The organism is Acinetobacter amyesii (assembly GCF_023499985.1).
GTDB lineage: Bacteria > Pseudomonadota > Gammaproteobacteria > Pseudomonadales > Moraxellaceae > Acinetobacter > Acinetobacter amyesii.
Window position 1 is genome coordinate 65,030 of record NZ_JAMCOU010000039.1, and the last position, 24,459, is coordinate 89,488.

At 42.3% G+C, this 24,459-nt stretch carries 21 protein-coding genes and 1 pseudogene; 8 read left to right on the top strand and 14 right to left on the bottom strand.

All coding sequences use genetic code 11. The features are described 5' to 3' along the window. Positions 1–179 precede the first annotated feature (179 nt). Complete coding sequence (locus tag M5F03_RS15515; RefSeq protein WP_078189289.1) at positions 180–1,052, bottom strand: acyl-CoA thioesterase; 873 nt, start codon at positions 1,050–1,052, stop codon at positions 180–182. A 287-nt stretch (positions 1,053–1,339) separates the two neighbouring features. On the opposite strand from M5F03_RS15515, the gene plsB reads away from it, so the two are divergent. Continuing rightward, the gene (plsB, locus tag M5F03_RS15520; RefSeq protein WP_180092998.1) at positions 1,340–3,913 is read left to right on the top strand and encodes a glycerol-3-phosphate 1-O-acyltransferase PlsB; all 2,574 of its coding nucleotides are present in this window, start codon (positions 1,340–1,342) and stop codon (positions 3,911–3,913) included. A gap of 86 nt (positions 3,914–3,999) precedes the next feature. Here the strand turns inward: plsB and M5F03_RS15525 are convergent. After that, positions 4,000–4,595: pseudogene (locus M5F03_RS15525) on the bottom strand (class I SAM-dependent methyltransferase). A gap of 151 nt (positions 4,596–4,746) precedes the next feature. Beyond that, complete coding sequence (locus M5F03_RS15530) at positions 4,747–5,526, bottom strand: NAD-dependent epimerase/dehydratase family protein (RefSeq protein ID WP_249708831.1); 780 nt, start codon at positions 5,524–5,526, stop codon at positions 4,747–4,749. Positions 5,527–5,585: 59 nt separating this feature from the next. Here M5F03_RS15530 and recG point away from each other — a divergent pair, with 59 nt between their 5' ends. After that, a complete protein-coding gene (gene recG, locus M5F03_RS15535) occupies positions 5,586–7,631 on the top strand; it encodes an ATP-dependent DNA helicase RecG (RefSeq protein WP_111885404.1) in 2,046 nt (681 codons plus the stop codon). A gap of 140 nt (positions 7,632–7,771) precedes the next feature. Next, positions 7,772–8,404 carry a ComF family protein gene (locus M5F03_RS15540; RefSeq protein ID WP_249708833.1) on the top strand — a complete coding sequence of 211 codons (633 nt, stop codon included), beginning with the start codon at positions 7,772–7,774 and terminating at the stop codon, positions 8,402–8,404. Positions 8,405–8,450: 46 nt separating this feature from the next. Here M5F03_RS15540 and M5F03_RS15545 read toward each other — a convergent pair whose 3' ends face one another. After that, a complete protein-coding gene (locus M5F03_RS15545) occupies positions 8,451–8,858 on the bottom strand; it encodes an NUDIX hydrolase (protein ID WP_078192470.1) in 408 nt (135 codons plus the stop codon). After that, on the bottom strand, positions 8,855–9,463 hold the full coding sequence (locus M5F03_RS15550; RefSeq protein WP_249708834.1) for an LOG family protein: 609 nt from the start codon (positions 9,461–9,463) through the stop codon (positions 8,855–8,857). The genes M5F03_RS15545 and M5F03_RS15550 overlap by 4 nt, the downstream gene beginning before the upstream one ends. 155 nt (positions 9,464–9,618) lie before the next feature. On the opposite strand from M5F03_RS15550, the gene M5F03_RS15555 reads away from it, so the two are divergent. Further along, entirely contained in the window at positions 9,619–10,632 is a 1,014-nt protein-coding gene (locus M5F03_RS15555) for a CorA family divalent cation transporter (protein ID WP_078189297.1), read from the top strand. A gap of 76 nt (positions 10,633–10,708) precedes the next feature. Here M5F03_RS15555 and M5F03_RS15560 read toward each other — a convergent pair whose 3' ends face one another. From M5F03_RS15560 to dxs, 8 genes are all read right to left on the bottom strand, one after another. Next, a complete protein-coding gene (locus tag M5F03_RS15560) occupies positions 10,709–10,996 on the bottom strand; it encodes an STAS domain-containing protein (protein WP_249708835.1) in 288 nt (95 codons plus the stop codon). Positions 10,997–11,008: 12 nt separating this feature from the next. Then, complete coding sequence (locus tag M5F03_RS15565; RefSeq protein WP_078189299.1) at positions 11,009–11,644, bottom strand: MlaC/ttg2D family ABC transporter substrate-binding protein; 636 nt, start codon at positions 11,642–11,644, stop codon at positions 11,009–11,011. Between the two features lie 17 nt (positions 11,645–11,661). Next, positions 11,662–12,342, bottom strand: a complete 681-nt coding sequence (mlaD, locus tag M5F03_RS15570; protein ID WP_249708836.1) for an outer membrane lipid asymmetry maintenance protein MlaD — start codon at positions 12,340–12,342, stop codon at positions 11,662–11,664. Further along, the gene (gene mlaE, locus M5F03_RS15575; protein ID WP_078189301.1) at positions 12,342–13,121 is read right to left on the bottom strand and encodes a lipid asymmetry maintenance ABC transporter permease subunit MlaE; all 780 of its coding nucleotides are present in this window, start codon (positions 13,119–13,121) and stop codon (positions 12,342–12,344) included. The genes mlaD and mlaE overlap by 1 nt, the downstream gene beginning before the upstream one ends. Next, positions 13,118–13,936, bottom strand: a complete 819-nt coding sequence (locus M5F03_RS15580; protein WP_078192847.1) for an ABC transporter ATP-binding protein — start codon at positions 13,934–13,936, stop codon at positions 13,118–13,120. The genes mlaE and M5F03_RS15580 overlap by 4 nt, the downstream gene beginning before the upstream one ends. 407 nt (positions 13,937–14,343) lie before the next feature. Continuing rightward, complete coding sequence (locus M5F03_RS15585; protein WP_078189302.1) at positions 14,344–16,155, bottom strand: DEAD/DEAH box helicase; 1,812 nt, start codon at positions 16,153–16,155, stop codon at positions 14,344–14,346. A 456-nt stretch (positions 16,156–16,611) separates the two neighbouring features. Then, the gene (locus M5F03_RS15590) at positions 16,612–17,442 is read right to left on the bottom strand and encodes an inositol monophosphatase family protein (protein WP_078189303.1); all 831 of its coding nucleotides are present in this window, start codon (positions 17,440–17,442) and stop codon (positions 16,612–16,614) included. Positions 17,443–17,554: 112 nt separating this feature from the next. After that, positions 17,555–19,465 carry a 1-deoxy-D-xylulose-5-phosphate synthase gene (gene dxs / locus M5F03_RS15595; protein WP_180121430.1) on the bottom strand — a complete coding sequence of 637 codons (1,911 nt, stop codon included), beginning with the start codon at positions 19,463–19,465 and terminating at the stop codon, positions 17,555–17,557. 311 nt (positions 19,466–19,776) lie between these two features. On the opposite strand from dxs, the gene ribA reads away from it, so the two are divergent. After that, complete coding sequence (ribA, locus tag M5F03_RS15600) at positions 19,777–20,379, top strand: GTP cyclohydrolase II (RefSeq protein ID WP_168379100.1); 603 nt, start codon at positions 19,777–19,779, stop codon at positions 20,377–20,379. Positions 20,380–20,474: 95 nt separating this feature from the next. Here ribA and hemN read toward each other — a convergent pair whose 3' ends face one another. After that, positions 20,475–21,848, bottom strand: a complete 1,374-nt coding sequence (hemN, locus tag M5F03_RS15605; RefSeq protein ID WP_249708837.1) for an oxygen-independent coproporphyrinogen III oxidase — start codon at positions 21,846–21,848, stop codon at positions 20,475–20,477. Between the two features lie 277 nt (positions 21,849–22,125). Here hemN and hemF point away from each other — a divergent pair, with 277 nt between their 5' ends. The 3 genes from hemF (at position 22,126) to aroE (ending at position 24,429) form a co-directional block, all read left to right on the top strand. Then, on the top strand, positions 22,126–23,067 hold the full coding sequence (hemF, locus tag M5F03_RS15610; protein ID WP_249708838.1) for an oxygen-dependent coproporphyrinogen oxidase: 942 nt from the start codon (positions 22,126–22,128) through the stop codon (positions 23,065–23,067). Positions 23,068–23,316: 249 nt separating this feature from the next. Further along, on the top strand, positions 23,317–23,538 hold the full coding sequence (locus M5F03_RS15615) for a hypothetical protein (protein ID WP_078189308.1): 222 nt from the start codon (positions 23,317–23,319) through the stop codon (positions 23,536–23,538). A 102-nt stretch (positions 23,539–23,640) separates the two neighbouring features. Then, a complete protein-coding gene (aroE, locus tag M5F03_RS15620; protein ID WP_249708839.1) occupies positions 23,641–24,429 on the top strand; it encodes a shikimate dehydrogenase in 789 nt (262 codons plus the stop codon). The last annotated feature ends 30 nt before the right edge of the window (positions 24,430–24,459 follow it).

Here is a 24,459-nt window from a genome sequence, read left to right on the forward strand (position 1 = left end):
CTGCTACAATTCTGCAAAGCATGTATTCAACCCAATTCAATTAGTACTGCACCCTAATAAGATAACTCGATTCCGTGAGTAGTTGCATAACCCAAAATTGTCGGAGATAAAAAAACCGAATCAGAAGATTCGGTTTTTTCAGTATTCAACTTTTACTATTAACACATATTGCTCAAAGCTTATTGGGTTTCAATTTCACGTAAACGAATCAAGCCTTCTTGTGTCGTACTACAGACCAACTCACCGTTTTGCCACATGCGACCAAAATTTAGACCACGTGAACTAGCACTGACTGTGGCATCCATGTCATAAAGCATCCATTCATCCACACGGAATGGCTTATGGAAATACATGGCATGATCAATACTCGCACACTGCAAACTAGGTGATAAATAACTTAAACCATGTGGACGAAGTGCAGTCGTCATCAGCGTAAAGTCTGAATAGAATGCCGCAATAGCCTGATGTAAAGAGATGTCATCAACGTCAGCAGCTATTTTGTCATGGGTACGAATATAGTGTGCATACGATGGCGCAGCAGGCTGCGGTTGGTACGGGTTTTGTGGATCAATCGGGCGAATTTCTACATGGCGGTCGCGCATAAAAGATGCACGGACGTTTTCAGGAACAAACTCCACCATCATTCGTTTTAGCTCAGCTTCAGATTTTAAATCTTCCACGGCTGGATATTCTGGCTCTGCAACTTGGTAGTTCAACCCTTCTTCTTGCTCTGCAAATGACACCATACACATAAAAATGGTTTTACCATGTTGAATCGCACGAACCTGACGACTCACAAAACTGCGTCCATCGCGAATACGATCCACTTCATAAATGATTGGTGCATTGATATCACCGCCAAATAAGAAATAGGCATGTAAAGAATGAGCAGGTCGATCTGTCGTATAAGATGCCGCACGTAGCGCCTGACCTAAAACCTGTCCGCCAAAGACACGTTTCCCGACCAAATTTCGGCTTTGCCCACGAAAAATATTTTCTTCTAATTTTTCAAGGCTGAGTAAATCAACCAACTCTTGTGTTAAGGCATTCATAACAAACCTATCTATCATTCGGGATTAAGCTAACGCAGGCAACATCAACAGATGTTTAAATATATTTTCCATTTTGCCATAAATCCAGACTAAAACCCTAAAGATTCGCTGACTGATCTGTCACCTTGCTGATGCAATATAACTGCTAAAAATACGTTTTTTAACGATAAAATCTTACAATATCTATGCAATTTGTCAGAAAATGACATACAGTTTTTAAGTACAATTACGCAGAATAGATTCCCCTCAGAATCTCTGTGGTTTGGTCATGAAAAGTAGGAGTTTGTATGTCCAAGAGCGGCTTTGGTCAGATGTATCGAAAGCTTTCGAGTAAACTGCTTGACCTTGTGGTAACACCGCATGTTTTAGGTGAAGTCCCTGTAGAACCTGTAGTGACTGAAACCGATACAGATACCGGCGTACAGACAACGAAAATTACCTGCTACGTTCTGCAAAATCATTCACGGAGTAATGCTTTAATTGTCGATGGTGAAACCCGTCGTTTAAAGCTACACCCTGCACTCGACCCAATGACAGTGGGTACGCAAACAGAAAAAGCATCTGTGGTGTTTTTACAACATCATGATGAAGACAACTTACTCAATCCACCGCCACATGCCTTTCCACCTCGTTTATTGCGTTTAATTGAGGTTTTGGAAAAAAATCCTGATGCGGATGTTGAGCTCGTTCCTGTAACCGTGCTGTGGGGTCGTGAACCCGATAAAGAAGATTCTTGGTTTAAATTATTATTTACCGATACATGGTCTACACCAAGCAAAGTGAAGCAGCTGGTCAATATTGGTTTGCACGGTCGTCAATCGTACCTTGAATTCCATGAACCACAGTCTTTGCGTCGTTTGGTTGAATATGCCAAAACTACACATCCGAACCTGTCACCTGCGACTTATATTGTCAGCACACTGAATGATTATTTAGATGCACAGCGTGAAGTGGTTTTGGGGCCGGATTTATCTGACCGTCGTAATGTGATGCACGGCCTGATCAAATCTACGGATGTGCAAGATGCGATTCGTCGTGAAAGCATTCGCAGTAAAATCAGTATGGTTGAAGCTGAACGTCGTGCGATTGGTTATTTAAATGAAATCGTTTCTGACTATTCTGCATCAACAGTACGTTTTGCTGACTTAGCACTGACTCGTCTGTGGACACAGCTTTATGATGGCGTCGAAGTGCATAACTTCAGTACCGTTCGTGAACTGGCCAAAGACTACGAGATCATTTACACCCCATGCCATCGTAGTCATATCGACTATTTATTATTGTCATATGTGATCTATAAACGTGGCTTGATGGTGCCGTACATTGCTGCGGGTGATAACTTGAACATGCCATTTGTCGGGCAAATTTTACGTGGCGGCGGCGCGTTCTTTATTCGTCGTTCATTCCGTGGCAATGGTCTCTACACCACCGTATTTAAAGAATACCTCTACAGTATTTTGGCGCGTAATACGCCGCTGGAATACTTCATCGAAGGTGGGCGTTCACGTACTGGTCGTTTATTACCACCGAAGACCGGCATGCTCGCCATGACTGTCCATGGTCATTTACGTAATCCAGCCAAACCGATCGTGTTCTTACCGACCTATATTGGTTATGAGCGTTTAATGGAAGGTGCGACCTACGTTGGTGAAATGAATGGTAAGCCAAAAGAAGGCGAATCAATCATCGGGATTATGAAAACACTGCGTAAGATCGAACGTATTTTCGGTAAAGTTCATTTGAACTTTGGTGAGCCGGTTTTCCTTGATGATATGTTGAAACAGCATAATGCAAGCAACATCAAAATCGAGAAAAATGACGACCCAATTCCGCCAGAAGTTTCGGATGCCATTAACAGTTCTGCACACGTGATTTTAGAAAATATTAACCGTGCAGCAGTGGTGAACCCAGTTTCATTGCTTTCACTGATTTTATTGGCAACATCTAAACACACTTTAGATGAAGAGATTTGCATTAAGCAGTTAGATACCTATCGCGATCTTTTAAATGCCTTACCTTACGATGAGCGCATGCAAGTAACACCGCTGTCAGGTAAAGAAATCATTGCTTATGGTTTAAAACTCAAGCTGATCAAACGTGTTAATCATGTCCTTGGCGATATTATTGCCATTGCTGATAATCAAGCGGTGCTGTTAACCTACTTCCGTAACAACATCCTGCACGCATTTATTTTGCCATCACTCATTGCCGCTTTGGTTGAACATAATGGTTCTATTCGCCGTGGTGATTTGATTAATGTCATTCGTACACTGTATCCATTCTTAAAAGCTGAGTTATTCCTCAAATGGAATAATGAAGAGCTTAAAGATCAGATCTGTGCGTATGCAGAAGTACTGATCAAAGCTAAACTGATTTCTGAAGATGCAGAAGGCAACCTGATCTCCCCTGCGCCTAACTCAGAGCAGCACAATCAGTTAGTGGTCTTGGCTGCACCTGTAATGCAAAGTCTTGAGCGTTACTACATGACTTTGGCTTTAATCACACAACGTGGTTCGGGCAATATCTCTACGCGTCAGGTTGAAGAACTCAGTCACTTGGTTGGTCAACGTCTATCTGTGTTGTATGAATTTAACTCGCCAGAGTTCTTTGATAAGGCATTGTTCCAAAGCTTTATTAAAGTCTTAACACAACAAGGTTATATCAGCACCAATGAAAACAACGCCATTGTGTTTGATGAAAATTTCCAAAATGTTGCGCAATATGCCAACCTCGTTTTGGATGATGTGACCCTGCAAATGTTGCAGCACATTACAACCTTTAGTGATGAAGAGTTAAAAGAAGCACTTGATAAAGTTGCTGCGGAACAAGCTAAAAAGCGCTTGAAACGCAAGAAAAAATAAACAGTTCTGATTTTTTCGCCATAAAAGCGGAAGAAGATGAGCAAAATCAGGGACAAGTTGTAAAAAGCTTGTCTCTTTTTTTTGGACTATACAAAAGTATTTAATATTTTCTTTTTTAAAATTAAGGTATGTACATTCCAAAATTTTGGAGTTCCATTGGCTAGCGGTTTATTGCCTTTAAATTCATTGATATAAATAATATCAAAGTCCGCATCAAACAATTGTTTAAGTTCTTCCTGTTCAAAACCTATAAATTTTTCAGAAAAATTATTTACCCAATCATCATCTTTCCCTAACAGTTGTATGAGTAAGATGCCTTGCTCACTTAAGGATTCCTGCATTTTTTTAAAACACTTTCAAGCGAATCCGTAGAACAAAAAAATAAACTGAATAAAGCAATAATTAAACTAGCTTTAGGAAAGCTATAGTCTTCAAAGGCCTGATTAGAAAATAAAAAATTCTTATTGTCTTTAAATTTACTTAGACAGACATTTTTAGCGTCAACAGATGGATCAAATGCATATACTTTAAAATTATGACGGAGTAGAAATGATGATTCATTTCCTGCACCACAACCACAATCAATCGCGATCTTTGGTAAATTCTAAAAATAACTCAAAGCTTTTTCCAAAATCGGTCTATGGGGTAAATTCTGAGTAAGTTCAGCAAATGATTTTGTCATTATTTAATCCTTAGCCTTTGAGATCCATTCGAAAATTTGAACAATACATGTTGTAAAAGACCTATTTTATTCATTTATAGAATTTCTTTTAATACTCACAAAGCTGCACTGAATTTTATACGTCACGCCAATTTTACACTGCACATCACAATCAATCGTGCGCTAACTTAAAACCACTCTCCATCATCCGCGTTGCATAAATCTTTTTACCTGTTTCTACTTCGCTCTCTAAAACCAATTCGGGTAAATGCATAGCTCTTTGTAATTCCAAGATTCGCTCATGCAAAGGTTGAGGTTGGTTATTAGTACAAATATATGATTTTTCATGATGTTCCACGTGAAGTAGATGACACAGAAATTTTGCCAAATCATCGATATGTATTCGATTTGACCAATGGATATTGGGATAGTGATGAGTCGTTTCTGCCAGTTTATGCATTCGTGTTGTCGATGTGCCATAAATCCCAGATGGACGTACGATCACGCATTCGGTAGGAAATGCTTGTGAGTAGTGATGCTCCATTTCAAGTAGCAACATCCCCTGCTCATCAATCGGTTGTGGCACAGTGTCATCATCAATGCGCTCCCCCGCATGTTCACCATAAACACGAGTGGACGACACCACGATTAAACGTTGTATTGGATGACTTGCTAATGCTTGAACAATCGGCTGTACAGAATCGACATAAGTGTATCGATAAGCATCCACAGCATTGAATTGAGCATGACGTGCAGGAGCCAAAAGAACATAGACAGCATCAATCGGTTGAACCTGCGATAAATCCAGTTGGTGAACATCTTGGATTAAATGTTCTGCAAAATCATCCTCTTTCGCACTACGACTCACTGTGGTAATTTGGTGACCTTGCTGAAATAATTGTTTAGCAACACGTTGCGATGTTTTACCATAACCGATAAATAGAATATGCATCAAACGACCTATTCTCAGAACTGATCCATTTAGATCATATAAACCGAAGTTGAGGGGACATGGCTGCCGTCCATCAATTGCAAGGGGTTGGCAATGCCGCCGCTGCTTTACTTGAAAAACTAAATATTTTCACAACAGATGATCTTTTGTTTCATCTGCCACGCGACTATGAAGATCGTAGCACGATCATCCCCATGAACCAATTGACCGTGGGTCGCAGTTATTTACTGGAAGGCACAGTCAAAAGTATCGACTTTCCTCCCGGTAAGCGCAAATCGATGGCCGCCCTACTGGATGACGATTGTGGCAAAGTTACTTTACGTTTTTACCATATTTACAAAGGCATTACTGATCGGGTGAAACCAGGGAATCGTTTACGGATTTTTGGTGAAGTCCGTGTTGGTGCTCGTGGCTTAGAAATGTATCATCCTGAACTACAGGTGATTACTGAACACACACCTTTACCACAAACCCAACTCACTGCGATTTACCCCGCAACCGAAGGCTTAACGCAGTCCAAACTGCGTGAATATGTCAAACAAGCCCTACAGTTATATAGTGATGACTTACCTGAATTATTGCCGGAAAAATTCACCAATGGCTATGCCCTAAAACAAGCACTGGACTATATTCATCACCCCCCTGTCGATGCCAATATGTTGCAACTCAGCCAAGGTTCTCATCCTGCACAGCAACGTTTAATTTTCGAAGAATTGGTTGCCCATCAGGTCAGTTTGCTCAGCCGCCGTGCTTATATTCAACAAATCGAAGCACCGTCATTCTCTACAAGTAAGAACTTCACCAAACAACTTTTAAGTACGCTGCCATTTGAAATGACCGGCGCACAAAAACGTGTGTCCAAAGAAATTGCAGTCGATCTGAAAAAAAACAAACCTATGCTGCGACTCGTACAAGGTGATGTAGGTGCAGGTAAAACTTTGGTTGCAGGCGTTGCAGCCTGTCATGCTCTTGAGGAAGGTTGGCAAGTGGCCATGATGGCACCGACAGAAATTTTGGCCGAACAACATTATCTAAATTTCAAAAAATGGTTTGAGCCTATGGGACTGACCGTGTCTTGGCTTTCCGGTAAACAAAAAGGTAAGGCTCGAGCTGCGGCAGAACAAAGTATTCAAGATGGTTCAGCCAATTTAGTGGTCGGCACGCATGCTTTATTTCAGGACAATGTTCAATTTGCCAAATTGGGTTTAGTGATTATTGATGAACAACACCGTTTTGGCGTCGATCAACGTTTGGCGCTACGAAACAAAGGTCTCAATGGCATGACACCGCATCAACTGGTGATGACAGCAACCCCTATTCCTCGTACCTTGGCCATGTCGGCTTATGGCGATTTAGATACCTCCGTCATTGATGAACTGCCACCCGGTCGTACACCGATTCAAACAGTCACTATTCCACTTGACCGTCGTGAAGAAGTGCTACAGCGGATTGCCAGCAATTGTGCTGAAGGTAAACAAGCCTATTGGGTCTGCACCCTAGTGGAACAATCAGAAACTTTAGATGCTCAGGCCGCTGAAGCGACTTTTAATGAAATTAAAGAACGCTTTCCAGACCTCAATATTGGTCTTGTTCACGGCAAAATGAAGGCCGATGAAAAACAAGCAGTGATGCAGCAATTTAAAAATAATGAATTGCAATTACTGATTGCAACCACAGTGATTGAAGTCGGTGTTGACGTCCCAAATGCCTCAATCATGGTAATTGAAAATGCAGAGCGTTTAGGGCTTTCACAATTGCATCAGCTACGTGGTCGTGTAGGACGTGGTGCCAAAGCCAGTTTCTGTGCCTTGCTGTATAAAAATCCCTTATCGCAAAATGGGCAAGAGCGTTTACGCATCATGCGCGAGACCAATGATGGCTTTATCATTGCTGAAAAAGATTTGGAAATTCGCGGCCCCGGTGAGCTCCTCGGCACTAAACAAACGGGTGATATGGGCTTTCGTGTAGCCAAATTAGAGCGAGATGATCATTTACTCAATCAGGCACACTATGTGGCTCAACAAGTCCTGAACGACTATCCTGCACAGGCTCAAGCGCTTTTAAAACGATGGCTGCCTGAAGCACCCCGTTATGCCTATGTATAATTAGGATGATGGTTCGATCATCCTAATTATACAGATTGGCTTTAACGAATAAGCTTGTCGAACAGGTTTCTGTGGTGTCGTGATTGCACTTCACCACAAACTGTGCAAAATACACAAAAAAGAATGATTAGAATAAAAACATGCTCCAATCTATCCAACACTACATCCAAAAAGGGATGCAGAGCGTTTCCCCTTGCTTGCTCTGTGGTATCGATCGACAACAACATCATTCGCTTTGTACCGATTGTTGGGAACAATTGCCTTGGTTTAAACAAGTAGTTGATCGCCATGAACACAGCATCTCTTGTGCCTTTCACTATGATTTCCCAATAGATCGCATCATCCAAAGCTATAAGTATGAGCAACAATTGCACTATCAAAATTTACTGGCACAGAGCCTTTTAAGCATGCGCTTAGCTCGAGTTCAGGCCATTGTTCCCATGCCTATTTCAGTAGAACGCCTCAAAGACCGTGGATACAACCAAATGCTGCTCGTTGCACACATGATGGCAAAGCAATTGCGCATCCCTGTTTGGCAACCAGTGATTCGTCAAGCACAGCACGCTCAAAAAGGCTTGAGTCGGCTAGAACGCTTAGAAAATATCGAACAGCAATTTATTATCGACCCAACTGAAAAACGCCGTTTCCGTAAAGTCCTCATTATCGATGATGTGGTGACCACGGGGAGTTCAATCCATGCATTAAGTAAGCTGTTACATCAGCTACATTGCACGCAGGTATATGCCGCATGCATTGCTGCGGCACAGACTTAGTTTCAAACATCAACCACTAATAAAGAAACTGAGCAAGCGAAGCGGTTTAGCTTTCAGCAAGAGATCGCGCCTGCTGCTTCACCCAAGGAATTACCACCTCACGTGTTAAAGGTGCAAGTTTTGTTTGTGTATCATCCAAGCTGACCCATTGCATCGCTGCAATTTCCGCATCAATTTTCGGTTCACCTTGCAACTGAACAAGATAGACATAACTCACCAGTAGATGATCTGCTTCGTTCGCAGCGGCCGTTTCAAAACGGCCAATGAATTGTTCAATCTGCGCAGCGCAGCCAATTTCTTCCTGAATTTCACGTAGCATGGTGATTTCAGGAGCTTCATGGGGTTCTAATTTTCCACCTACTTGCATAAAGAATGCCGTGTGTTTTTTACGAACCACTAAAAGTTCATGCTGTTCATTTAAAATAATGGCTGCGGCAACAGTGATAATTTTCATCTATCTTGTTCCAAATCGGCGATAAAGGCTGTACGTTCAACCATGCCCCATTTCGGCTCTGGCGCAGTGAAATGTTGAAACTGCTCAACAATCGTTTCAATATTATCTTCTGCAATTAAGCCTTCGATAAAACGCGGATGGGTAAAGCCTTTTTCTGCAGTTGTTTTTAGAAAATTCAATAAATCGTCATAAAAACCATCTACATTGAGAAAGGCACATGGCTTTAAATGAATGCCCAATTGAGCCCACGTCCACTGCTCAAAAATTTCCTCTAAAGTCCCTGCTCCACCTGGAATCGCCACAAAACCATCCGAGAGTTCAGACATTTTGGTTTTCCGTTGTTGCATATTTTCTACCACATGCAATTCGGTTAAATCTGGATGTGCCAATTCTTTATCGACCAAGACTTTTGGAATCACCCCAATGACTTGCCCACCTGCACGCAAAGCACTATCTGCCACGACACCCATCAAACCTGAACGGCCACCACCATAGACTAATGTAATACCTTGGGCCGCTAAATGACGACCGACTTTTTCAGCAACCTGTAAATAGATAGGATTGTTACCAAGGGCGGAACCACAGAAAATTGCGATAGATTTCATTTATAATCACCATCAGATCAGGAGTACTATGCTGGAAAAATCAACTTTAAACAGATTTTTTCATAAAATAATCATTAGAACAGTGTTTTTAAGCAAATCCTTGTCTAAAATACACCCATTCATTTTTAACTTACTGCGTAAGGGGAAAAGACAACATGCTTGAAGCCTTTTACGCCACAGAGCGCGGTAGCTTAGAAGATGTCACCATCAATGGTGACTTCGATTTACATCAGGATTTAGTCTGGCTCGATCTCATTGCCCCGTCTCAGGAAGAGCAGCAATGGATTATGGATGCCTATGATCAGAATTTACCTACATTAAAATCATTAGAAGATATTTCGTCGAGTGCACGATTCTACCGTGATGACGATGGTATTTTGCACATCAGCACCTATTTTTTAACGAAAAATAAAAATTTTCAGGTCGATGGCGAACCCGAAGAAAATGCCAGCACCTTAGCTACCGTGCAGACAGTTGCCTTTATTTTGCATAAAGAGCGCTTATTCACTTTACGGGGTGAAAAGCTGGTGGCTTTCCGTGCCTTTCGTGCCCGTGCGCGTCGTAATGACTATGAAATTGACTATAAAGATCCAACTTGGATTTTATTGGGTCTTTTAGAAGCCAAACTCGATGAGCTTGCGGATATCTTGGAAGATATCCACAAGGATTTAGAAAAGTATTCCACAGAAGTGCTGAATAACCGTCATCGTGAGATGATTTTAGACTTAGATGACATGATTACCCGACTTGCGCATTTAGAAGATATGCTCGGGAAAGCTCAGCTGTGTCTGATCGACTTACGTCGTGTTCTCACATTCCTGTCACGTCCTCGCGCCTTGGGCAGTCATATTTATGATGCCGACATCCGAGAACTCAGTGAAGACGTGCGCTCTCTTGTTGAGCATGATGCCTTCTTGTTCCAAAAGGTTCGATTCTTACTGGATACTACTTCTGGGTTCATTAACACCGAACAGAACGATACAATTCGTCGATTCTCGATTTTACCAAGTATGCTTGCGCCACCGATGTTAGTAGCTAGCGTCTATGGAATGAACACCGATGTACTGCCCTTCGCGCATGGTACAACCAGTTTTATCGTGGTCAGCTTAATCATCGTGGCATTCTTTATTGGCCCATTGATGTACTTCCGCTGGAAGAAATGGATTTAATCCGTTCCTATTGCGTAGACTTGCGAGAGTTTCTTGTCCCGCTAAAATAAAAAAAAGCACCTTACGGTGCTTTTTTTTAGATCAATTGCAAGTCATGCTCAAGATGACAGGCTTGAATAATCTTCATCATTTTTTCAGGGACTGCTTTAAACTGTAAACCTTGCGCTTTTGGCGTTTGACGTAACCAACGGACCAAAACAGCTAAAGCCAAAGTACTGCCATGCTCAAGCTCAGCAAGATTGACCACCAAGGGAAAAGCTTGCTGTTGTTGAATCAATTTCAAGCCGTCTTGATAATACAATTCGGCATTGTTGTAATGGATTTTGCCTGAAACCATCAATTCTTGTTGATGAAGTTTAATCACACATCACCTATCTTATTTTTTCTTGTCTAATGCAGCATCAGCATCAGGTTTGAAGTTCGCAATTGCTTTATCAATGTTACCGCCATTACGTTTTACAGTCGCCGCAAACTGATTACGGAATTGTAAGCCTAGGTCGATACCCGAAACGTTGATATTACGGATTTTCCATTGTGAACCTTTATCCGCCAACTGGAAAGAGACTGGAATTTTTTCACCGTTGTTATGGAAATCAATCGTTACAACAGGGTTCTTACTGTTCGATGCTTTATATGGACGCATGCTATATGTTTGGTTACTAAACTTGGCAAAAGCTGAACCATAGTTTTCGATCAGTGTTGCACGGAAGTTACGTTCAAACTGCGCACGTTGAGCCGCTGAGCTGTATTGATTCGTTGCATACGTACCCATCACGATACGTGTGAACGCTTGTGAATCGATATACGGGTCTAAGTTTTGACGAACAATCGTTTTCACAGCCGCAGGGTTATTTTGTAGTTTTGCGTGGTCTGCTTTTAAACGTGTAATGAGGCCATCAGCCACTTTTTTTACAAATGCAGGTGGTGCTTCGCTTGGAGCAGCAAAAGCTGTACCTGCCATCATAGTTGATAAGATACTTGCTGTAAGCGTATGTTTTAACAATGTGTTCACTTAATTTCTCCTAAAAATTATTCAACAAATGCAGGTTCTTCTGCCGTTGTTGTGTCAGCAGCTTCTGTTTTTTGTTCAGCATCTGCTGTGTTGTCAGATTTGTTCCCTGCACCACCGGTCACAAATTTAGACACCAAATCTTCGATTTCCATCGTACCTTGGGTATTACCAATTTGGTCACCACGTTTTAAGAAGTTGACACCACCACCCGGTACAATTTTCAAATATTTCTCGCCCAATAAACCATTGGTTGCCACCATAATGTAAGCATCTTCATCGATATTGGTGATGGATTTCATGTTAGCAATCAGTTGCTGTTCCATTTCTTTTTGTTTCGCAGGTGTTGCTGCTTCATAGTCTGATGTGTAACGCAGTTCTTCGAGTGCATTCTTTTGCACTTCTTTTAATTGTTCTGCATTGTAAGAAGTTAATGAGCCATCCATAATGAGATGTGCTGTCACTAAACGCGTCACAGGATCGAGTTTCAACGATTCCACTTGACCAACTTTAACACCGCTTAAGGTAACTTTGGCACGGGGTTTAATCCCGTTTACATTTTCAAATGTCGCGGTCAATTCATAACTGTCTTCGATGTTATTGCCGACCAAACCACTCACACGCATCGCCAAGAAGAAAATAGCGATAGCAAACAGAATGACAAAAAAACCGACGGCCAGTTCAATCGTACGTGATTTCATTAAATACCTCCGAACATGACCGCAGTCAACACGAAATCTGAACCTAAAACACACAACGAAGAATACACGACAGTACGTGTGGTCGACGTTGCAATACCTTCTGAAGTTGGGACACAGGCATAACCCTGATAGACCGCAATCCAAGTACAAATTAATGCAAAAACAAAACTTTTGATGATGGTGCCATTAAAGACGTCTTTAAAGAATTGCACACTGTTCTCGATGCCACTCCAATAAGAGCCTTCATCTGCACCCAGAAAATCAACACCCACCAATTTACCGCCCATGATGCCGACTGCAGCGAAAATCACCGACAACATTGGCAAGCTAAAAATACCGGCCCAAAGTCGAGGCGAGATCACCCGTTTTAATGGATCGACCCCGATCATTTCCATACTCGACAACTGCTCAGTAGCTTTCATCAAACCAATTTCAGCCGTTAAAGCTGAACCTGCACGACCTGCAAAGAGTAAAGCCGCAACCACAGGTGCAAGTTCACGCAGTAACGTCAGTGCAACGGCGGTGCCGAGCATCGCTTCACTACCAAAGGTCGACAGAATACTATACATCTGCAAACCCAGTACCGAGCCAATAAATAAGCCAGATACCACAATAATCAGTAATGAAAGCACACCAACACGGTACATCTGATAAATAAACAATTTCACGCCAAGTAAAGTCGGCATGGAAAAAAGAATCTGCAGCAACATAATGGTTGCTACGCCGATTCCTCGAACACGTTCAATGACGCGTCTACCTAATGCGGCAATAGCATTCATGAACGAACCTCATGATTTAAATAGGGCTGATGACTGAATTGATAATCGACTGGACCTTCTACCGAACCCGTCAAGAACTGCTTCACAAAAGGCGAAGCATGTGCTTTTAATTGCTCAGGTGTTCCCTCGCCCTGCACTTTCCCTTCAGCCACCACATAGATGTAATCTGCAATTGATAATGTTTCAGCCACATCATGCGAGACAATAATCGTGGTTAAATCTAAAGCTTCACGTAGCGAACGAATCAAGCGGGTTAAAACCCCCATCACAATCGGGTCTTGCCCTGCAAAAGGTTCGTCATACATGATTAACTCAGGATCCAGTGCAATTGCACGGGCCAAAGCCACACGACGATTCATACCACCCGATAGTTCAGAGGGCATCATTTGTTCCGCGCCACGTAAACCAACAGACTCTAATTTCAACGCAACAATTTCAGCGATCAAATGCTCTGGCAACTTGGTATGGGCACGAATTGGAAAGGCTACGTTTTCATATACCGACATATCGGTAAATAATGCGCCGCTCTGGAACAACATCCCCATACGTGCACGCGCAGTGAAGAGCTCCTGACGTGACATTTGTGCAATGTTTTGCCCATCAAGCAACACCTCTCCATTATCGGGAGTCAATTGACCACCAATTAAACGGAGTAAAGTCGTTTTACCTGTACCAGATGGACCCATAATTGCAGTGATCTGACCACGACGAATTTTTAAACTGACATTGTCATAAATGACGCGCTCTCCTCGCTTAAAACTCAGGTTTTTCACTTCGATCAGTGCCTGAGTCTGAGAAGACGTTTGATTATTCATAGCTGAGGATTTTCCTGCATTTTTTTCAGCATGCATACTATAAAGGATTGAAGTTTAAAATGTTACCATTGCATGAGCGCATATCCCTGCATTCCATCAGGTAAATTGTTTTTTATTATTAATGCGATTTTATAGAGGGTGTTTTCAACCCAATAGAAGAATTTAGTTAAAATAATTGTATATATAGTAAACGATATTACACAATAAGAGTGTCAAACCGATATAAGGCATAAGTACCTCGATCATCACTGTACGCATATTTGCCAACGCGTTTCCGTTCATATTAATTATCATTAAACACATAAAGTTTGATCAAGTATACATTTTTCTGATTAAAAAGCTAATTTAAAACCATAAAAAAAACCGGTGTTTCCACCGGTTTTTTCGATATTTCTTTCGAAATTCAATTAGTCATTGAATTTACGACGTGGACGGTCTTCACCGAAAGTGCGTTCGCCACGCGGTTTATCATCACCGAAACGTTTTGGACGGTCATCGCCGAAACGTTTTGGACGATCTTCACCAAATGAACGTTGAGGACGGTCACCGTTGAATTCACGACGTGGACGATCCTCACCAAATGAACGTTTTGGACGATCGCCATAACCTTCACGAGCTGGTTTGTAATCTACACGGTTACCACGGTTGTCATCGTTAGAACGACGGTCAAAACCACCTTCACGACGTGGACGATCGCTGTTAAATTCGCGACGTGGACGATCTTCAAAACCACCTTCACGACGTGGACGATCGTTGTTAAATTCGCGACGTGGACGATCTTCGAAACCGCCTTCACGACGTGGACGATCATTGTTAAATTCGCGACGTGGACGATCTTCAAAACCACCTTCACGACGTGGACGATCGTTGTTATATTCGCGACGTGGACGATCTTCGCCACCGAATGAACGACGTTCGCCATCACGGTTGCCTTCTCGACGTTTGAAGTTTGATTCACCTTCAAAACGACGACCGCCACCGAAACCACCACGACCACCACGACCGCCATCACGACGACCACGACCGCCATCACGGCTACCGCGTGCAGGAGGTGGAGATGGCTCAAGACCTTCAATTTCAGATACATTTAAACGTGCGTCTAAGAAGTCTTCTAAAGCACGGATTTTACCGCGTTCACGGTAAGTCGCTAAAGTAATCGCGTTACCAGTACGGCCCGCACGACCTGTACGACCGATACGGTGTACATAGTCTTCGTTCTTCATTGGAAGACCGAAGTTAATTACGTGAGAGATTGTTGGTACGTCTAGACCACGTGCAGCAACGTCAGTCGCAACTAAGATTTTTGCACGACCTTCACGAATGCTACGTAAACGACGGTTACGTACAGTTTGTGGCATTGCACCGTGAAGAGCGACAACTGAGTGACCTGCTTCTGCAAGTTCTTCAGCCAACATATCTGTATCTTCTTGAGTAGATGCGAATACAACTGCTTGATCTACAGACTCATCAGATAACCAGTGAGTCAAAAGTTTTTTCTTGTGTTCGAAGCCGTCAGTCCAGTGAAGAGTCTGAGTAATGTCAGTATTTGTAGAGTGACCAGTTTCAATCGCAATACGCTGTGGATCATTCATCATGCGTTCTGCAAGTGTAATGATACGCGGCGCAAATGTTGCAGAGAACATTAATGTTTGTTTACGGTTAGCAGCCAAGTCGCTGATCGCTTCTAGGTCTTCAGAGAAACCTAAGTCAAGCATACGATCAGCTTCGTCAACGATTAACGCATCAACGTTGTCTAGTTTAATTTGACGACGGTTCACCAAGTCAAGTAAACGACCTGGAGTCGCTACGACAACTTGTGCACCTTTAAGCTGTTGAATTTGTTTACCGAAAGGCATACCACCCATAATTGCAGCAATACGAACACCTTTCATATGACGTACTAAAGCAATTGCGTCTTGGCTAACCTGTTGAGCCAATTCACGTGTAGGGCAAAGTACAAGAATAGACGGTGCAGTTACCGCTTTCATGCGCTCTTTGAAAGACATCAAAGTGTCTTGACCAGCCAAAGCATTCACAGTTGGGAGTAAGAATGCAGCAGTTTTACCAGAACCAGTTTGGCTTGATACAAGAAGGTCTTTACCTTCTAATGCAGCTGGAATTGATTGTTCTTGCACTGGAGTCGGAGTAGTAAAACCTAGACCTTGTAATGCTAGTTGTAACGACTCATGTAAAGGAAAATCAGCAAAAGTTTTGCTCATAGAGTATTTCACCCCAAAAATGGGTGCTCCATTAAAAATATAAATTCAGATGGACATCGGCAAAAAGCGGCACAGCAAAAAACGCTGAAAATATAGAATCAGCGGCGATCCGAGAACGACGATGTGTATAACGCACACATGATTACAGCCGCAACCTGAAGGAATCGCTTAGCGATTGGGTGGGGCGCGAAATATCGTCCTCTCTTTGGACCGGAACGCGCATACACAATGATAGAAGAGAATGTTCAGGTAATGAACGAAATTTAGTGCGTGCGGGGATTATAGCAGAAAGTTTTTAAATGTCACCTGTTTTAGTCAACTTCTGAATATTTTTGTAAGAAGCTTTAAATTATAGGTGTTTAAGCCTTTATTTTTGACCGATTAGACAAAAATAAAGCCCTCATAAAGAGGGCTTTATTTCATTATTCTGTCAATAAACTCGAACTAAGTGTTCTATTATTTAGCAGCTTCACCCCAAGCTGGAACAACAGCTTGCATAAGTGGTTTAAGCATTTTCATAGAACATGCAAGTACTTGACCATTGTCCATTGAGTCGTTACCACCACGAGCATCAACCACAGTACCACCCGCTTCTTTCACAATAAGTTCACCTGCAGCGATGTCCCATGGTTTCAAACCAAGTTCGAAATAACCATCGAAACGACCTGCAGCAACATATGCTAGATCAAGAGCAGCAGAACCTGAACGACGGTATTGAGCACCGGCTTCAGTCACATTTAACAATGAGTTGAAATGGTTTTTCGCATAAGAAACCACTTCGCCATTACGAATTTTACGATACGCATGACCCACTGAAAGGAAAGTGTTTTCTAAGCTGTCTTTTACATTTACACGAATACGGCGTTGGTTCATCATCGCACCGCGACCACGGCTTGCAGAGAACAACTCATCTTTCACAGGGTCATAAATAACACCGTGCTGAGTTACACCTTTATGTTGAACTGCGATAGAGATGCAGAAATGTGGAACACCATTAACGAAGTTTAATGTGCCATCAAGTGGGTCGATGATCCAACACCAATCAGCGTCATGACCTTTACCTTCTTGAAGACCAAACTCTTCGCCTAGGAAACTGTGATTTTTATAGCTTTTACGTAGGGTATCGATAGTCAATTGTTCCAAATAACGGTCTACACGCGTTACTGGACCATCAATTCCTTTTTCTTCGACTTGTAGATCGAGTTTATGACGATTTTGATGCGCTTTTAAAAGCTCTTGACCAACTAATTGAGCCGCACGCGCAGCCATAACCACCATAGGTTCCATTGAACACCCACTACAAATTTGAAGATACTGATAAAGAATAATGCATAAAAGCCCTTATATCTTATCAAATATAAGGGCTTTTAGGGAAAAAATGTTTCTAAAAATTAGAAATTCAGCAAACTACAGTTGACTTATGCTTTATCCAGCTTTGTGTCACAGAAGTGATAATGCCTTCAGCATCTAGTCCAGCTTGTTGTAGCATTTGAGCATGTGTCGCCTGATGCATAAATTCATCTGACAAACCTAAATTCAGCATCGGTTTAACAATACTAGCCTGCGCTAAATATTCATTTACCGCACTACCCGCACCCGCCATCACTGCATGCTCTTCAACTGTCACAAATAGTTGCGTGCTTGCCGCGATTTGATCGATCAACTGTGTATCTAATGGTTTTACAAAACGCATATTTAGCACACGAACTGCAACATCCAGTTTTTCAGCCAATACTTCAGCCGCCTCAACCGCTGCCTGAACACGGCTACCAAATGCTAAAATCGAAATTGTTGCATCTTGCTGAACATTGAAGTTTGCAAGAACTTCACCACGGCCAATTTCAAGCTCGGTCATCTCTTGCTGAATCTCAACACCTAGTCCATTACCTCGTGGGTAACGTACTGCCGCTGGGCCTTTATACAAATAAGCCGTATGCAACATTTGACGACATTCATTTTCGTCTTTCGGCGCCATGATCACCATGTTCGGCACGGTACGCATAAAGGCATAATCATATGCACCGGCATGCGTTGGGCCATCTTCACCAACCAAACCTGCACGGTCGATACCAAATGTCACATCAAGATTTTGCAAAGCGACGTCATGAATCAGTTGGTCATAACCACGTTGTAAAAAGGTTGAATAGATTGCAACAACCGGTTTTACCCCTTCACAGGCCATACCCGCAGCCAAAGTCACCGCATGTTGTTCTGCAATGGCAACATCAAAAAAACGCTCAGGGAACTGCTTTGCAAATTGCACCATGCCTGAGCCTTCGCACATCGCAGGAGTAATCGCTAATAAACGATCATCCTGTACAGCTTCATCACATAACCACTGACCAAAAACATCTGAATATTTCGGTGCAGTTGCCACAGCAGCAGGTGCATTCAGTTTACTGATGGCATGGTATTTAATTTGATCTGCTTCGGCAGGTGCAAAGCCTTTACCTTTTTTGGTATAGACATGCATTAAACGTGGGCCTTTGCGTTTTTTTAAGGCTTCAAACACGTGTGTTAATTGTTCAACATCGTGCCCATCAAAAGGACCAAAGTAGTCAAAGCCAATGGCTTTAAATAGGTTGTCTGCAGCATCGGTAGCAGCACAATGTAGGCGTGAGTTATACGCCCATTCAGGATGAGGTTGAATATAAGCTTCGCCATTTTCAGAAATATTCACCGATTGACCACTTTCCCAAATCGCAGCCAAATGCTTAGCAAAACCACCGGTACTGCATGAGATCGACATATCGTTGTCGTTCAATACCACCATGAGGTCAGCATTGTGTGCCACCGCATCGTTCATGGCTTCAAAAGCCATGCCCGCTGTCATCGCGCCATCACCCACGATTGCCACCACATGACAGGGATCTTGCTTGAAGCGACGTGCCAATGACATCCCAAGACCAGCAGAAATCGCTGTTGATGAATGGCCTACGCCAAAGGTGTCAAATTCAGATTCTTCACGGGCAGGAAACGCTGCCAAACCATCTTTAGCACGAATCGTCACTAATTGTTCACGACGACCCGTTAAGGCTTTATGCGGGTAGGCTTGATGACCCACATCCCAAATCAGACGATCACGTGGTGTATCAAAACAGTAATGCAATGCCACGGTTAATTCGATCACCCCAAGATTGGCACCAAAATGCCCACCACTTTGTCCGGCCGCATACAAAATAAATTGACGTAACTCATCCGCCACTTGCTCTAATTGGCTGCGCTCGAGTAAACGAAGTTGTTGAGGATGGTTAATCGTATCCAGCAACGGTGTTACAGGGCGTTGAAATGGTATTTCTTTATACAGCATAATGTGGCAAAGCCTTCTAAAGCCTGGCAAATTCCTAAGCTCGGTCTAAATGGGTAACTCGATCATATCGTCGAATTGTATCACCTTACAATCAGCCAAACTTGTAGCGATGTAATTTTTAGCAATGATCTCGTTGGGGAGATTTTGAATGAGTCAGATTATCCTGAATAATCTTCCTATTTATCAACTATTATCGTTCGCTTTATACAAAAAAGAAAATGTTCTGCATAAATTCGTCGTTGCAATTCTACCAATGTCCAAGCATTACGCTATACTTTAGCCAATTTATAATCGAATAAACGGGTTAAGCAGTGCCTATAGAATTTGTCGCAACGTCAAGATTACCGACCGCTTTTGGTGAATTCAATATTACGGTTTTTCAGGATCCTGAAACCGGTGAAGAACACGTCGCACTCTCTAAAGGACTAGAACAAGCTCCCACTGAACCTGTTTTAGTTCGCATCCACTCCGAATGCCTGACTGGTGATGCCTTCGCTTCACTCAAATGTGACTGCGGCCCACAACTTCAAGCCACCCAAAAATTAATTAATGAAGCGGGTCAAGGGGTGATTTTATATTTGCGCCAAGAAGGTCGTGGTATTGGTTTAACCAATAAAATCCGTGCTTATGCCCTACAAGACCAAGGCCATGACACAGTGGATGCCAATTTATTATTGGATCTTCCTGCCGATGCACGTCGTTATGATATGTGCCCTATCATGTTGAATCATCTCAACATTACGGCTGTGCGTCTCATTACCAATAACCCATTAAAAATTGAAGCGCTCCAAGAGCAAGGCGTGAATGTCGTTGATCGTGTTCCGCTGACTGTGGGTTTAAATCCATTCAACGAACAATATTTAAAAACCAAACATGATCGTATGTCGCATATGTATCAAAAGGACGATTTTTAAAAGTCCTTTAAATTCTCCATCTATAAATCCCTCCAAACCTCCCTTTACAAAAGGGAGGCTTTCCCCTCTTTAAATAAAGAGGGGTTAGGGGAAATTCAAATCGTCATCGAAAAAATACGATTTTCCGGCACACGGCGTTTTAACCTTAAGTCAAAAGCCATGCAGATATTACGTACAAAAGGTTTGCCTTTTTCGGTAATTTGGATGCTCTGATCACCCAACTCTAATAATCCATCCGCCTGCATTTCTGTTAATTGTGCCACCACTTCATCAATTTCTGGAAATTGCATGTCTGTATTTGCCCACGAAGTATGGAATGTACACATCAAATTCAGAATATGTTTACGGATAATCAAGTCTTCTTCAGTCAGCACATGACCTCGATAAACAGGAATTTGGTTTTGCTCTAAACGTGAATAATAGTCTTCAATTTTCTTTTCATTTTGTGCAAAGCTGTACCAACTATCACTGATCGAAGATAAGCCGAGACCAATCATCAGTTGGGTTTTCGATGCGGTATAGCCCATAAAATTACGGTGCAAACTGCCCTGCTGAAAAGCTTGATACATCGGATCTTGGGTTAATGCAAAATGATCCATCCCAATTTCATGATAGCCTTGCGCCAGTAGCTGTTTTTTACCTTCTTCATAGCATTGACGCTTTAAATCATCTTTCGGGACATCGGCATCTTTAAAACCACGCTGACCATTGCCCTTAATCCATGGTACATGTGCATAGCTATAAAAGGCTAGACGATCTGGCATCAAACGATTGGTCTGTTCAATGGTATGCAACACGTCGTTTAAATCCTGAAATGGCAAACCAAAAACCAAGTCATGCGAAATAGAGGTATAGCCAATATCACGTGCCCACTGTGTCACTTGTTCAACATGTGCAAAGGGCTGAATACGGTGGATGGCTTTTTGCACCTTCTCATTATAATCCTGCACTCCATAACTTACGCGTCGAAAACCAACATCATACAAAGCTTGTAAATGCTCACGTGTGGTATTGTTCGGATGCCCTTCAAAGCTAAATTCATGTGTATCGGCAATATCAGCATGCACTAGAATGCCTTGAATCAACTGGGTGAGATGCTCAGGAGAAAAGAAAGTAGGCGTTCCCCCGCCCAAATGAATTTCTTTAATTATTGGCCGGTCGACCAAGAGCTGACAATATAAGCCCCATTCTTTCAGCACCGCCTGAATATAAGGCAGCTCCATCTCATGTTTTTTTGTGACTTTTTTATGGCAGCCACAAAACGTACATAAGCTTTCACAAAATGGTAAATGGATGTACAGACTGATGCCTTCGCTGTGATTGGTCTCATCAAATGAACGCTTCAATCCCTGTTTCCACTGTTGCAATGAAAACTCAGCTTCCTCCCAATACGGCACGGTTGGATAACTGGTATAGCGTGGACCTGGTACATTATATTTTTGAATTAAAGAACTCGCCCGCTGAGACATCGATGCACCATTTCAATCAATGAGATTCAATTTAAATCTACCTTATGATTATTGTGCTGAGCTTCAGAAGTGAATTCAACCTAGCAAATTTGTCGGAATAGGCCCAATTTCAGCCAGAGCAATTGCTGCTAACTTTGCATGATCTTTTGGTTTAATCACTAGATATCTAAATTTAAAGCAAAGATCCGATGCTGAGTATCGGGAAAAATGCCTTAAGTTTTCACGTAATTTATGCTTTGATGACACTTATCTTTAAATTATTTTAATAAAGGTCACCATGCAGAATCCAACTTCAGCCGATATTCAACGTGTAGATGAATTCCTTCGCGATTTACAGGCACGGATTTGTGCCGCATTGGAACAGCAAGAACGTGCTGGTGGCGGAAGTGCCGAATTTGCGATCGATGACTGGGAACGCCTTGAAGGTGGTGGTGGTCGCTCACGTGTTCTTCAAAATGGAACGGTGATTGAAAAAGGCGGTGTGATGTTCTCGCACATCAATATTTCAAAATTACCCGCCTCTGCGACTGAACGCCATCCCGCTATTGCAGGTGCAAAAGCACAAGCCATGGGCGTGTCGTTGGTAATTCACCCGAAAAACCCCAACGTCCCAACCTCACATGCCAATGTGCGTTTATTTGTCGCCGAAAAAGAAGGACAAGATCCGATTTGGTGGTTTGGCGGTGGTTTTGACCTCACTCCATTTTATCCAAATGATGAAGATGTCTTGTCTTGGCATCAAACTGCCCATGATCTTTGTGCCCCATTTAGCGATACACTCTATGATGAACATAAGAAATGGTGTGATGACTATTTCTATCTCAAACACCGTGATGAACAACGTGGTGTGGGCGGTTTATTCTTTGATGACCTCAACCAATGGGACTTTGAAACCTGTTTCAAATATATGCAGGCCGTGGGTAATGGTTATTTAGAGGCGATTTTACCAATCTTCCAAAGAAACCAAGACAAAGCCTATACCGAAGCACAACGAGACTTCCAACTTTACCGTCGTGGTCGTTACGTTGAATATAACCTAGTGTATGACCGTGGCACCTTATTTGGTTTACAAACTGGTGGGCGTATTGAATCCATTTTAGTAAGTATGCCACCTTTGGCGGGCTGGTCGTATCGTCCTGAATGGGAAGAAAATTCTCCAGAGAAAAAGCTCACCGACTTTTATTTAAAACCGCATGATTGGCTTAATATATTGAAATAAAATAGATAGACATGTATTTGCCTCTGTCCATCAGGGGCTTTTCATTGCCTTTTAATTAAAGTATTTATATTAATTAAAGTATTTATATTTCTAGGTAATATCTTGATGCATAAATAAATTTTTTAAGCATTTACTTTGTAATCATATTGCTCAACAATGACACATCTTTTAAACAGCTTTACGCTATGTCATTGCACAATGTGTCAATAAACTCATGGCTGTAACTTTCTTGTACGGAGTACAACGCACATGACACATCAAACACTCAATAAAAAAGCAGTCAGTCTTACTGCCTTGGTGTTTTGGAGCTTTGCTGTTGTGCTGATCAGCGCTATCAGTACTAATATTTTTTCCGAAACGTCTTTGAATGACAATTTGGCTATTGGCTTCATGGTGGTTGCCTTGATTGGTTTAGTCATCAGTGCTGCCAGCATCTTGATTCAAAGCGTCTTAGATATTTGTAATCCTTAATTTTCCGCCCTTATTTCACGATTTTAAGACTGCCCGAACTTTAGCCATCATCACATTTGGCGTATATTGTCTGCTCTTTCACATCTACATGGACGCTGTGCAATGAGCAAACAATTTGCCGTGATTGGCAACCCGATTGAACAATCACGCTCACCTGAACTTCATCATGCCTTCGCTGAAAAAACAGGCCTCGACATTCAGTACAGCAAACGACTTGCGCCACTCGATGGTTTTCAGCACAGTGTCGAATCCTTCTTTGCCGAAGGTGGCATCGGTATGAATGTCACTGTTCCGTTTAAAGAACAAGCCTATGCACAATGTAGCGTGCTTACTGAACGTGCCAAAATTGCAGGTGCGGTCAATACACTTTGGATGCAAGATGGCGTACTCCATGGCGATAATACCGATGGACAAGGCCTAGTTGATGCCATCCGTGCCTTAGATTGGAATTTAGAACAGAGCGATATTTTAATTATTGGTGCAGGTGGTGCGACACGTGGCGTGATTTACCCACTGGTACAAGCCGGGGCCAAAAAAATCGTCATTGCCAACCGTACTTTAGCGCGTGCTGAGCAATTGGTCGCTGATTTAAAAACTGCCGTCCCCAATGCCGAACTTGCAGCCATTGCCCTCGCCGAATTAGCAGGTCAATTTGATCTGGTGATTAATGCCACATCGGCAAGCTTAACGGGTGATCCGCTAATTTTGCCTGAAGCTTTACAATTCACGCACGCCTATGAAATGGCCTATGGCAAACCATCGACATTTTTGGATCTAGCCAAAGCACGCCATGTTCCAACCTCAGAAGGTTTTGGCATGTTGGTTGGTCAAGCGATTGAATCTTTTTCCATTTGGAATGGCGTCAAACCTGATCTAAAAGACTTTCTATAATTCAAAATGATTTGCTCAATTCACTTTCTG